The organism is Niallia sp. 01092, from assembly GCF_052318935.1.
Taxonomy (GTDB): Bacteria; Bacillota; Bacilli; order Bacillales; family Cytobacillaceae; genus Niallia.
Map to the genome: position 1 here is coordinate 1 of NZ_JBQRKO010000043.1, position 12,644 is coordinate 12,644.

Genomic DNA, 12,644 nt, shown 5'->3' on the forward strand with positions numbered 1-12,644 from the left:
AATCTTTCATCCTCAACAATCACTCCACCGTAACAGACTTAGCCAAATTACGTGGTTTATCTACATCGCAGCCTCTGTGTAGTGCTGCGTAGTAGGCGATTAATTGTAGTGGTACAACAGAGATAAGGGGTGTTAACAGTTCGTGCACTGCTGGAATGATGAAGCGGTCGCCTTCCATCTCTAAGCCTTTCATGGAAATGATGCATGGATTTGCACCGCGCGCTACTACTTCTTTTACGTTTCCGCGTATGCTTAGGTTAACACTTTCTTGTGTTGCTAATGAGATAATTGGTGTGCCCTCTTCTATTAAAGCGATTGTTCCGTGCTTTAATTCGCCACCTGCGAAACCTTCTGCTTGGATATAGGAGATTTCTTTTAATTTTAATGAGCCTTCTAACCCAACATAATAGTCAATTCCACGGCCAATAAAGAATGCATTGCGAGTTAATGCTAAATATTCTCTTGCAATGTTTTCAATTTCTTCTTTTTCTTCAAAAATAACTTCCATACTATTAGCGATGATGCCTAACTCATGAATTAAATCAAAATCAGGTTCATAGCCTTTGCTTTTCGCTGTTACTTCCGCAAGAATAGAAAGAACGGCCATTTGTGCTGTGTACGCTTTTGTAGAAGCAACCGCAATTTCTGGTCCAGCATATAATAAAAGGGTATGATCTGCTTCACGGGATAAAGTGGATCCAGGTACATTCGTAATCGTAATCGTTGGGTACCCCAGTTCTTTTACTTGAACTAATACTGCTCTGCTATCTGCCGTTTCGCCGCTTTGTGTAATAAAGATAAATAATGGTTTTTCAGAAAGCAGCGGCATATTATAGCCAAACTCGCTGGCAACATGAACTTCGACAGGTATTTGTGCTAGCTTTTCAATAAACTGTTTGCCAAGCAATCCTGCATGATAGGATGTACCAGCTGCAATAATATATAAACGATCAGCATCCTTCACTGCTTCTACAATGGCAGGATCTATCGTGAGCTTTCCATCTTCATCTTGGTATTCTTGAATGATTTTACGGATTGCTGCAGGCTGTTCATCTATTTCTTTCAGCATATAATGCGGGTATGTGCCTTTTTCAATATCGCTGGCATCTAATTCTGCTGTATATGCTTCTCTAGAAACAACCTCACCGTCTAAAGTTTCAATGGTAACCTCGTCTTTTGAAACAAGCACAATTTCCTTATCAACAAGTTCTACATACGTATCCGTCACTTGCAGCATCGCCATTGCGTCACTTGCTACAACGTTAAAGCTGTCGCCTAAACCAACTAAAAGTGGACTTTTATTTTTAGCAACATAAATAACATCTTTATCTTGTTCGTCCAGCAATGCAATTGCATAGGAACCTTTTAATAGCTTTAACGTTTGTACAAAAGCCTCTTTTACATCGTTGCCTTCTTCAACAAAACGCTCGATTAATTGTACGACTACTTCTGTATCCGTATCACTTTTCAGCACTGCATCTGCAAGATATTCTTTTTTCAGCAAGTCATAGTTTTCAATCACACCGTTGTGAACAATCGTAAAACGGTCTGATGCACTTTTATGTGGATGTGCATTTAATTGACTTGGCACTCCATGTGTTGCCCAACGTGTATGGCCGATGCCTGTTGGTGCAAATACATCCTCATCGACAATATTTCGCAAGTCTGCAATACGTCCTTTTTCTTTAAAAACTTGGACGCCTTCTCCATTGCTTACGGCAATGCCCGCAGAATCATATCCTCTATATTCAAGCTTTTCTAGCCCTTTTAATAAAATCTCTTTCGCATCCAGGTTTCCAATATAACCAACTATTCCGCACATACTTCTTTTCCTCCGTTCTAGGGAAGCAAGAAGCCGGTTTTAGGGGCCGTACTTGCTCCCCTATCTCTGAAATATTTTATGTTCATAAAAATCCTTGTTATTAGCAGATATTCAAAAAGTCACCAAATGATAAGCGGCGAATCTCTTCGTTGGCTTGCTTTTCCGCTACTCACGTATCTAATTGCATACGTTCCGTTGCTCAAAGCTAAGCCGCCTCGACCTTCTTGCTTCTAATTTGTTCCCTTTTTGAACACAGATTATTAGCATGCTCTTCTCTTTGTCCATTAAGTTGCCTTAATGTTTTAAAGAAGAACCAACGATTGGCTAATGCAATCGGGAGGCATCCGCCGAAATTTCGATAAACCTCCACCTCGTCAACTAGATTTGTGTCGTCCATTACTAGTCCAGGCGCTTTATTCCTTTGTAAAACCTCTATCCTCCTTGTGAAAAAATAGTGCTTTTTCACAAAAGCAAGTTAATCATACCTTACATCAAAACATTTCGTCAAATACTATCTATTCGTTTGGTTGTATTTGACATAAAATTCTTACATCTGTTTATAAACAACCTCTTTCAAAGCAAACAGGGTGAAGGAAAAATAACAATGTCATATTTTCCTCACCCTATATAATATGCAAAAGTACTTTTATTGTACCATTGGACATAGTATGAATAGAAGGATCTATCCTCCCTTTTGACCCATCTCCTCTTGCACTACTTCTCCAATAATATTTACGTATGCATCGCATAAGTCTTCCGTAGGTGCTTCTGCCATTATGCGGACAAGAGGTTCTGTTCCAGAAGGACGGACTAGAATTCTGCCGTTTCCATTCATTTCTTGTTCTACTTTTGTAATGACTTCTTTCACCTTTTCATTATCTGTTACATGATGTTTATCGCTTACTTTAATATTCACCAATTTTTGCGGGAATTTTTTCATTTCTCCAGCAAGCTCGGAAAGCGGTTTGTTTGTTGCTTTCATAATATTGACAAGCTGCAACCCCGTTAATAATCCGTCACCTGTTGTATTATAATCTAGGAAAATAATATGGCCTGATTGTTCTCCGCCAAGATTGTACCCGTTTTTACGCATTTCTTCCACTACATATCTGTCGCCGACTGCTGTAGGAATGCTGGCGATTTGATGGACTTCTAACGCTTTATAAAAACCTAAATTGCTCATTACAGTAGAAACCACCGTGTTTTGCTTTAACCGATTTGTTTCCTTCATATATTTCGCACAAATATACATGATTTGATCGCCATCAACTGTTTCCCCATTCTCATCAATCGCAATCAAACGATCACCATCTCCATCAAACGCAAGGCCCACATCTGCTTCTTTTTCTTTTACAAATGCTGCTAACGCTTCTGGATGAGTGGAACCAACCCCATCATTTATATTTAACCCATTAGGAGATGCTCCCATTGTGGAAATATCTGCATCTAAATCAGCAAATAAGTGCATCGCTAAAGATGATGTTGCACCATGTGCACAATCTAGCGCAATATGAATGCCTGTAAACTCTTCCTCTACTGTTTGTTTTAAAAATTGAAGGTATTTCTGTCCGCCTTCAAAATAATCGTCGACATGTCCTAAGTCAGCACCAGTTGGTCTTGGCAATGAATCATTTTCTTGATCAATTAACGCTTCAATTTCTAATTCCTGTTCATCTGACAGCTTAAAACCATCTGGACCAAAAAATTTAATCCCATTATCAGCAACAGGGTTGTGCGAAGCAGAAATCATGACACCTGCCTGAGCTCCTAATACTTTTGTTAAATACGAAACTCCTGGTGTTGAAATAACGCCTAAGCGCATTACTTCAGCACCAATTGATAGTAAACCTGCCACTAGAGCCCCTTCCAGCATATGGCCAGATATACGAGTATCACGACCAATTAATACTTTTGGCCGCTCTTGATCTTTTGTTAGTACAAAACCACCAAATCTTCCAAGCTTAAATGCTATTTCCGGCGTTAGTTCACTGTTTGCAATCCCTCGCACTCCGTCCGTACCGAAATATTTACCCATCTAATTAATCGCTCCTTCTAACTATAATAAAACCTTATTAAGCACCTTTTGTAGAAATAGATACACTTGCTGTCTCTCTTGCCAGCTCCCAACTCGTGTCTTCTGGACCATCGACGCTTATTTGCACTTCATGTTCTCCCTCTTCCAAACCAGTAACATCTACATAGATGGAAAAATCCGATGCCTTGATTCCTTTTAAAATCGAATCCTTGGCTGTGACCTCTATATTTGTACTTTTCTTTTCAGGAGAGGTAATACTGCCTGTAAGATTTTTTCCTAATCCTTGTATACTAATCGGAACATTTGCCAATGTTTTTGAACTTGTTTTTTCAGCCGAAGAAGTCTCATCTGACTCTGATTCCGGCTCCGGATCTGGTTCTGGTTCTGCATTTGTTTCTTCAGTTGATTCTTCGTTGTTTTCTTTAGCAAGTGTTACTTTTACGGTTGCATTTACTAGTTCAGGATCAACTGATGTAATACCATCAGATATGATAATTGGCAATGATAATGTTTCATCTTTTTCAATTTTACTTAAATCGACCTCAACTCTAACATTTTCCGTATTTTTCAGCACATTTTCCGTTCCAAATATACTAGCTTCTTTTGTATCCAATGTGATCGAGTCAATCGTCACATTAGAAGGCGGCGACCCCTTTTCCACTATGTTAATCGGAACTTTTTTACTGACTCTTTTGACAGGAATTGTTACATTTACTGTTTCTGGTTCTACTTGTACATCCAATTTATTTAGTCTACTGTCTAAAACAGAAATTGCTGCTTGTTGTTCAATCGATTGCGATGTTGAGCCATTTACTTCTACATTTGCTTTAACATAAGCTACCTTATCAATTTCATCCTTCGCACCTGTTACTTTTACTGTACCCGGATTGATAGATGCTGCTTCTGCTGAATAGCCATCTGCAATTGATTTACTGCTATATTCTGCTTCTACTTTAAATTCTTTTGTTACTTTTTCTTTTACAGTTACTTCAGTATTAGTAGGATTAATCTTAGCTTTTAGCTTATCGGATAAATCTTTAATTTGTAATTTTACCTCTTTTGTCCCGATCTTTGCATTCGCTAAATTGACAAACACCTCAAAATCCCGTTTCTTTTTCGTAACCTGTACATGACTTGTTGGTCCACTAAGTGTAACATCCACCGTTTTAGGAACTCCCGTTACAACTACATTTTCTGTATCATAATACACTTTCACTGGAACATTCTCTACTACATCCGTACCATTATCTCCTGGTACATTGACATCACTTGAATCTTTATCTGGGTCATATACAGAAGAAAATAATAAAAGTGCCAAGGCAAAGGTTATGATTTTCATAAATAATTTACTATCTATAATTTTATCAAATAGTTTATTCATTTCTCTTCCCCTTCCAGCTCCATTTTACGGCAGAAGCTTGTTTGGTAGAAGGTAAAACTAAGGCGCTTGACAGCATTTCTCTAAACGTATCCAACTTTAATTCACGGTGAAGCTCTCCATTTTTCGTAATAGAAATAGCTCCTGTTTCTTCTGATACGACAACCGTTATACTATCTGTCACTTCGCTTATTCCTAAAGCTGCTCGATGCCTCGTCCCTAATTCTTTTGAAATAAAGGGACTCTCAGACAAAGGAAGATAACAAGCAGCTGCTGCTATATTGGCTCTTTGGATAACAACAGCCCCATCGTGCAAAGGCGTATTTGGAATAAAAATATTGATTAGCAATTCGGAAGATATCTTTGAATTTAAGGAAATGCCTGTTTCAATATAATCACTCATACCTGTTTCTCTTTCAATCGATATAAGTGCTCCAATTCTTCGTTTTGCCATATAGTCAACGGCTTTAACAATCGCTTCAATCACATTTTCCTGGATCTCTTCTTCCTGCATACCGCCTCTGGAGAAGAATTTCCCGCGTCCTAATTGCTCAAGGGCCCGCCTTAACTCCGGCTGGAATATAATGATAATGGCCAATGCCCCCCAATAGATGACCTGCTCCATCATCCAGCCTAATGTTTGCAGTTGAAAATAATCACTTAATAGTTTGACAATAAGAATGACAAAGATTCCTTTTAACAGTTGTACTGCCTTTGTCCCTCTAATAATCATGATTAATTTATAGATGACATACCACACAAGGAGAATGTCTACTGTATTCGCTAAATATTTTAAAAAATGGAAATCTGCTAACGACATTTTCCTTCCTCCAAAGTATATATTTCAAAAGTATCCTAATTGTTTATAAGAAGTTGTTCAAAAAGTCTAGGAAAACAAGCTTGCAAATCTCTTCATTATGTCGTCTCTGCAATGCTCCACTGCGCTCTGGGATTATGAATTCCGTACCTTAACCTTCACCGCTCTGATTTTCCTTTTTTTTGAACACCATTTATAACCTACAATTAACATATTATATCATATTTCGTTCTAGTACCAATTTAGAGGCACTAGCAAGTAATCATGTTGTAAAAATAAAGACCTTCCTTATTATATGCCTTTTTTTCTTAAAAACAAATAATTAACTGTTTATTCTTCATTAGAAACAAGCAATGGTAGACGCTAACACCATTCAGGCGAAGTTCCGTACCTTTTCTCATAAAGAAAAGCTCCCTACAATTAAAATGCAGGGAGACTATTTTTTTCCTTTTGATTATCACCATTAAAAACGTCGATAATATCGGAAAAAGTATTTTTCATGTGATACCATAACCAGTCAAATACTTCATTTACCTCTTTTATTTCTCCAGTTACTTGGTCAGCTGATGCCATGTATTTTTTACCATTTATTACTGTTACATTCCCATCAACTTGTCCTTCGATTTTTATATTACCATTCCGAACGGTAATATCACCTTTCACTACTTTCCCTTCTGGAACAATCGCTGTATCATTTTGCACAACTAAGTTCTCTTTTTTAGAAACAGAAAATTGATGATCCTCGTTCCATGCAGATAATAAGCTGGAAACCATTAATATGATAAATAAGGATGCCGCAGCAAAAAGCGGATGGTGTCTTACCCACCTTTTGAACGTTGCCCTTTTTTGTTCTTTTGGCAGCTTTGCCATCACTTTTTCCGTAAAATGAACTGGTGCATGTATATGTGATGTGCTTTGGACTAAGGCGATTGTTTTCTTTAATTCATGAAAATGCGTGGAACAGTCATTACATTCCTGCAAATGTTTTTTCAATTCTTCTTTATGGCTGAAATCCATTTCATCATCGAGATATTCATGCATATATTCAATAATTCTTGTTGGACAAGTCAATACATTTCACCTTCTTTATCAGACATACCGTAATTGTTTTCTTAATGCTTCTCTTCCTCTGTGAATGCGTGTTTTTACTGTTCCTAAAGGAAGCTCTAAAATTTCACTTATCTCGTTTAAAGAAAGCTCCTCGATATATTTTAATACAATAACCGCTCGATACTTCTCTGGTAGTTTCGATATTTCCCGCTGTATCAATGCTTGCAATTCTAGACTTTCGACATCTTCCTCTGGCAGTCTTGTATTAGCTGCTAATTGGGAATACATATTTAACCCTTCTGTACCTGGAACTTCTGCATCAAGATAATAATCCGGCTTTTTCTTTCTTATACGATCTATACAAAGATTTGTAGCAATCCGATATAGCCATGTCGAAAACTTTAATTCTATGTTAAACCTGCTTATATTAACATATGCGCGAATAAAGGCTTCCTGTGCCATATCTTCTGCTTCATGACGATTTCCAAGCATTCGAAAACAGATCTGAAATACCTTGTCTTTGTAAATTTCTATAATTTCGCCAAAGGCATTCTGATCCCCTTTTAATACTTGTTTAATCCTTTTTTTTACTATGGCTTCCATCTATTTTACCTCCGCTCTAAATGCGGCTAATCGATAATACGTATCGATAGCGGAAAAGGTTTCACTTTTTTTCATCACTGTTTTTAAAAATTTTTATGTTTTTTAATAAGTTGTATTTTCTCCCCAATAGAGAAAATTTTAAAAAATATATGTATTTTTCACTTTTTTGATAGACTTGATATTATTTTAACAAATTATGACACAATTTGTTAAAATAATTTTATTTTTAGTTATAAAAAAACGAATATTATGGTAAAATCAAGAAAATCGACATATAGAGGTTGTTCAAAAAGTTCAGGAAAAATAGCTGTCGAATTTCTGCGTCAGTTTGTTATCTGCTTCTCGTATTAACACAGGATCTTCAATTAAAAAACGCTCACGTCCTGTGAGCAACATTGAAGCCGCCATATCCTGTGAAAGTCCAGTGCACTAAGCTACACTTCCTTGAACTCCTCGACTATTTTTGTCCTCCTTTTTGAACACTCACTTATTAAAAATAATGAACGGATTGAGGGGGAAGCTTATGTCTGAAAAGAAATTGCTCCAGGATATTGAAGAACATCGTGAGAAACTGATCTATCTTGCAAATCACACGTCCTTTTCGCATCCAAGAGTTATTAACATAAGCACCGAGTTAGATGAATTATTAAATAAATACAACAGTTTTCTACTTTCTAAATATAATAAAGCAAAAAATTAAATAGGATCATTTTACTAACTTCAGAAAAGGTATCCAAAAAAGAGCTTAAGCGTTACTATCATGTACGATAATCATTACAATTAACATACAAATAAGATCGTACACAGATTCCCTTTTTTTAGGATACCTTCTTATTAAGGTGTTATAAAAGCTTTCCCCCAAACATAAAAGCCAAAAGCAACCGCCACCATAGCGGTTTTATTTCGGTCATCCAAAATCGGGTTACCCTCTACAAATTTCCCCGCAGAGAAGTTTCCGCTGTACGATAAACCGTTACTTCGATGCCTTTGTATATAAAGGCTGTTTTCGTATAGAATGTTGCTTTTAAACTCGCAGCCTGAATACACTTCGCTTTCCGCGGGCGAGCGTCGAGCCTCCTCGTCGCATACGCTCCTGTGGGGTCTCGTCTTTCTCGTATTCCCACAGGAGTCTACGTGTATTCAGTCTGCTGAGTACTTCTTCTCCCATTTTCTTACGTAAAAACCAACAATCTGTGAGAAAACAGCATATATAAAAAAACCAAGCACAAAAGTGCTTGGTTTTTTTATGGATGAGCCATGGAGGATTCGAACCTCCGACCCTCTGATTAAAAGTCAGATGCTCTACCAACTGAGCTAATGGCTCTTGGCTGGGCTAGCTGGATTCGAACCAACGAGTGACGGAGTCAAAGTCCGTTGCCTTACCGCTTGGCTATAGCCCAACAAAAAAATAAAAGGACATATCTATGTTGTCCAATTTTTAAATGGTGGAGGGGGACGGATTCGAACCGCCGAACCCGAAGGAGCGGATTTACAGTCCGCCGCGTTTAGCCACTTCGCTACCCCTCCGATATTAAAAATCATTTTAATATTCCATAATGGTGCCGGCGAGAGGACTTGAACCCCCAACCTACTGATTACAAGTCAGTTGCTCTACCAATTGAGCTACACCGGCAATATAATTTAGTATCTCTTCTTAAAAGAAGTTTATTCATGTTGTGATTACTTATTATTTTATGATAAAATCGATAAGGCGATTTTTTTGTCATAAATAATTATGGTGGAGGATGACGGGATCGAACCGCCGACCCTCTGCTTGTAAGGCAGATGCTCTCCCAGCTGAGCTAATCCTCCATTTGGTGACCCATACGGGATTCGAACCCGTGTTACCGCCGTGAAAGGGCGGTGTCTTAACCGCTTGACCAATGGGCCGTATTTACTTTTTTGTTGTTGTCCCAACTGACAAGATTTATTATATAAAAAAGAAATAGGTTTGTAAAGCAAAAATAAAAAGTTTAAATTTTCAGATTTAATAAGAAATAATTCCCTTTTTCTGTATAAAAACATAGCATCCTTCATCCATTTGGCACAAGCCTTTCCCCTAAATGGGGGTTATCTAACTTAATCGAAATAATGCTGTATGCAGCCTGCTTACACCTTTTTTAATCTCCTCTTTTGCTAAATGTCCATAACCTATAATCAATTGATTAGAATACGTTCCTTTTTCTATAAAATGCGCTTCCACTGGGTACACTTTTACTCCTAGTTTTCCAGCCTCCTCAACAAGTTCTTTTACTCGAAGCAACTGCTTAAATTCAACAATTAGATGCAGCCCCGTCGAATAACCGAAAATATTAATTTCATTTGCGAAGGTTGATTTTAATTCATGGATTAGGACATCTCTGCGATATTTATAAATTTTTTTCATTTTCCTAATATGCCGTTCTAAATACCCCTCTGAAATAAATTGAGCTAAGACAAGCTGATCTAATGAAGGATTATGTAAATCAGTCAACCATTTTAATCTTCTACATTTTTCTATCAAACACGGCGGCAACACTAAATATCCTATTCTAAGAGCAGGGGATAAAATTTTACTAAATGATCCTACATATATTACACGCTCTGGCTCCAACCCCTGTAAAGAGCTTATCGGCATACTTTCATAGCGAAATTCACTGTCATAATCATCCTCAACAAGATAACATTTTTTATTCCGCGCATACTGCACGAGTTGAATTCTTCTTTGAATCGATAAAGTCCCCCCTAAAGGAAACTGATGAGAAGGAGTTGTAAAAATAAGCTTTGGACTTTTATTCACAGGCAGCATAGACGTCATTATCCCATGATTATCAACTGGTACTGGACAAATGGAAGCACCGGTATTTTTAAAAATCGTTTGAATATCATTGGTGATAGGGTCTTCCATGAGCACATCATCACCAGGGGATAATATTAGCTTGGAGACAAGGGTTAAAGCTTGGACTGCTCCTGAAGTAATCACAATTTGTTCCGGGTCACAAAAAACTCCTCTTGTTTTTTGCAAATATCGTACCAAAATTACTCTTAATTCCGGACGTCCTTCCGGAACATCATAGCCAAACGTTGAAGAATTAATATCATTCCATACTATATGCGCTAACTTTAACCATGTTTTACGAGGAAATAAATCTAATGCTGGTATTCCGGATCGGAAATCGATACTATCAACCGAATCCTTGGAATGTTCCTTTAAAGTTGAAAAGTGTGGTATTTGCTTATGCTGTTCTAAATACGTTCCTTCAGCAACATATGTACCTGAACCTCTCCGTGCTATTAAATACCCTTCAGCAAGCATTGCTCGTACGCTTCTAAAATAACATTTCTTGAAACTTTTAACTCAGAAGAAACTTCTCTCGTTGATGGCAATTTATCTCCTGATGATAGTTGTCCATTTAAAATTTTTTCTCTTATTTGCTGATAAACCTGTCGAATCAAAGGAATATCAGATGACCGATTAATAGATATCCAAAACATGTATCTTCCTTTCCGCCCAAATGGCACCATAAAAATAGGGTCAAGGTGGTGCTAATATCCATGATTTTAACATGTTAAGGTAATAACAGAAAGTTCTAAACACCCTGAAGATTACAAGCACTACATGCTTCAGCGGCGTTCTTTAAAAAGATGCTAAGAACGAATTATCGTAAAGCTTGAACTATTAAATCAGCAAAGGGGATAGTAACATGAAAAACAATATGAAAGCCTATTTATCAATGACCATTGCAATGACAACGGTCGGCAGTTCTTTTGTCGTTGGCAAATTAATAGTAGAGAGCTTCCCTATCTATTTAGCATCTGCTATTCGCTACGGCATAGCAGCAGCCATATTACTGTTGCTACTTTATATAACCGAGAAACCATTTCCGAAAATTAAACCTAAATACATTTTTTCATTGGTTCTCCTATCGTTGACTGGTGTATTTGGCTTTAGTGTTTTGCTTTTGTATGGGTTGCAATACACATCTGCAACAGAGAGCGGCATCATCACTAGCACAAGCCCTATGGTGATTTCTCTCATCTCCTTTTTCTTCTTAAAAGAACGGCTCTCACGGTCTCAATGGCTCGCCATTCTACTAGCTGTCTGTGGCATTTCACTCATTCATTTGCTCAGCAGCAATACGCAAGCGATTAACCATGAAGTTCCGAATTGGATAGGAACTCTATTAATTTTTGGTGCCCTTATTGGCGAGTCCTTATTTACTATTATCGCAAAAGTACTATCGGACAAACTATCACCACTCGCTATAGCTACTTTTGCTACTATTATAGGTTTTGTTCTATTTTTGCCTTTTGCAATCTATGACGCACTATCCTTCGATTTCTCACAGCCAACCTTTGCGGACTGGATATACATTATTTATTACGCGTTAATTGTTACAGTTATTGGATTTGTATTTTGGTACTACGGAGTGTCAAAGGTTCCAGTTAGTACATCTGCAGTGTTCACTGGTGTAATCGCCAACTCTGCACTGCTTCTGTCCTATCTGTTTCTTCACGAAACTTTTCAATGGGGACATTTAATCGGTGTATTATTTGTTTTCATAGGGATTATTATGATAACTCGACAACCGATTACAGGATGTTTAGATAATAAATAAAGATTCTCTAGCTTGTCATGAGCTATTGGGGCAAAAAATAAATCGGTCAATTGTTTGGTCAGTTTAACGAAATTTTAAGCATAAAAAAGCCATCTCTCAATTAAGAGAAATGGCTTTATATCAATGCTTTTATTTAAGCTTCCAACCGGGCTCGAACCGGTGACCTCTTCCTTACCATGGAAGTGCTCTACCTGCTGAGCTATGGAAGCACTTTGCTAACATATCAAAAAAATTCTTCTATAAATAAAAATGGCTCCGCAGGTAGGATTCGAACCTACGACCGTTCGGTTAACAGCCGAATGCTCTACCACTGAGCTACTGCGGAATAGTTTAAAAATATG

8 protein-coding genes, 8 tRNA genes and 1 pseudogene are annotated in these 12,644 nt (G+C 37.5%); 2 read left to right on the plus strand and 15 right to left on the minus strand.

All coding sequences use genetic code 11. From position 1 onward, the window contains the following. Positions 1 to 19 precede the first annotated feature (19 nt). From glmS to sigW, 6 genes are all read right to left on the minus strand, one after another. The gene (gene glmS / locus ACTXGU_RS21810) at positions 20 to 1,822 is read right to left on the minus strand and encodes a glutamine--fructose-6-phosphate transaminase (isomerizing) (RefSeq protein WP_443483627.1); all 1,803 of its coding nucleotides are present in this window, start codon (positions 1,820 to 1,822) and stop codon (positions 20 to 22) included. Between the two features lie 682 nt (positions 1,823 to 2,504). Beyond that, positions 2,505 to 3,857, minus strand: a complete 1,353-nt coding sequence (gene glmM / locus ACTXGU_RS21815) for a phosphoglucosamine mutase (protein WP_443483628.1) — start codon at positions 3,855 to 3,857, stop codon at positions 2,505 to 2,507. Between the two features lie 37 nt (positions 3,858 to 3,894). After that, positions 3,895 to 5,238 carry a CdaR family protein gene (locus tag ACTXGU_RS21820; protein WP_443483629.1) on the minus strand — a complete coding sequence of 448 codons (1,344 nt, stop codon included), beginning with the start codon at positions 5,236 to 5,238 and terminating at the stop codon, positions 3,895 to 3,897. Continuing rightward, the gene (gene cdaA, locus ACTXGU_RS21825) at positions 5,231 to 6,055 is read right to left on the minus strand and encodes a diadenylate cyclase CdaA (RefSeq protein WP_443483630.1); all 825 of its coding nucleotides are present in this window, start codon (positions 6,053 to 6,055) and stop codon (positions 5,231 to 5,233) included. The genes ACTXGU_RS21820 and cdaA overlap by 8 nt, the downstream gene beginning before the upstream one ends. 417 nt (positions 6,056 to 6,472) lie before the next feature. Continuing rightward, positions 6,473 to 7,123 (minus strand): zf-HC2 domain-containing protein, encoded by a 651-nt coding sequence (locus ACTXGU_RS21830; RefSeq protein ID WP_443483631.1) that lies wholly within the window; start codon positions 7,121 to 7,123, stop codon positions 6,473 to 6,475. 18 nt (positions 7,124 to 7,141) lie between these two features. Next, positions 7,142 to 7,705 (minus strand): RNA polymerase sigma factor SigW, encoded by a 564-nt coding sequence (gene sigW, locus ACTXGU_RS21835; RefSeq protein WP_443483632.1) that lies wholly within the window; start codon positions 7,703 to 7,705, stop codon positions 7,142 to 7,144. Positions 7,706 to 8,228: 523 nt separating this feature from the next. On the opposite strand from sigW, the gene ACTXGU_RS21840 reads away from it, so the two are divergent. Further along, positions 8,229 to 8,405, plus strand: a complete 177-nt coding sequence (locus tag ACTXGU_RS21840) for an aspartyl-phosphate phosphatase Spo0E family protein (RefSeq protein WP_443483633.1) — start codon at positions 8,229 to 8,231, stop codon at positions 8,403 to 8,405. 551 nt (positions 8,406 to 8,956) lie between these two features. Here the strand turns inward: ACTXGU_RS21840 and ACTXGU_RS21845 are convergent. The 7 genes and pseudogenes from ACTXGU_RS21845 to pdxR form a co-directional block, all read right to left on the minus strand. Continuing rightward, a tRNA-Lys gene (locus ACTXGU_RS21845) sits at positions 8,957 to 9,029 on the minus strand. A 1-nt stretch (position 9,030) separates the two neighbouring features. After that, positions 9,031 to 9,105: transfer RNA gene (locus ACTXGU_RS21850), tRNA-Gln, on the minus strand. 43 nt (positions 9,106 to 9,148) lie between these two features. Continuing rightward, positions 9,149 to 9,232: transfer RNA gene (locus ACTXGU_RS21855), tRNA-Tyr, on the minus strand. Between the two features lie 30 nt (positions 9,233 to 9,262). Next, a tRNA-Thr gene (locus ACTXGU_RS21860) sits at positions 9,263 to 9,338 on the minus strand. A 103-nt stretch (positions 9,339 to 9,441) separates the two neighbouring features. Continuing rightward, positions 9,442 to 9,517 (minus strand) — tRNA-Val (locus tag ACTXGU_RS21865). A 3-nt stretch (positions 9,518 to 9,520) separates the two neighbouring features. Then, positions 9,521 to 9,595 (minus strand) — tRNA-Glu (locus ACTXGU_RS21870). Between the two features lie 184 nt (positions 9,596 to 9,779). Further along, positions 9,780 to 11,179 (minus strand): annotated as a pseudogene (gene pdxR / locus ACTXGU_RS21875) (MocR-like pyridoxine biosynthesis transcription factor PdxR). A 209-nt stretch (positions 11,180 to 11,388) separates the two neighbouring features. Here pdxR and ACTXGU_RS21880 point away from each other — a divergent pair. Beyond that, the gene (locus ACTXGU_RS21880) at positions 11,389 to 12,303 is read left to right on the plus strand and encodes a DMT family transporter (RefSeq protein ID WP_443483634.1); all 915 of its coding nucleotides are present in this window, start codon (positions 11,389 to 11,391) and stop codon (positions 12,301 to 12,303) included. 136 nt (positions 12,304 to 12,439) lie between these two features. Here the strand turns inward: ACTXGU_RS21880 and ACTXGU_RS21885 are convergent. Both ACTXGU_RS21885 and ACTXGU_RS21890 read right to left on the minus strand, forming a co-directional pair. Continuing rightward, positions 12,440 to 12,512 (minus strand) — tRNA-Thr (locus tag ACTXGU_RS21885). A 41-nt stretch (positions 12,513 to 12,553) separates the two neighbouring features. Then, positions 12,554 to 12,628 (minus strand) — tRNA-Asn (locus tag ACTXGU_RS21890). Between the last annotated feature and the right edge of the window lie 16 nt (positions 12,629 to 12,644).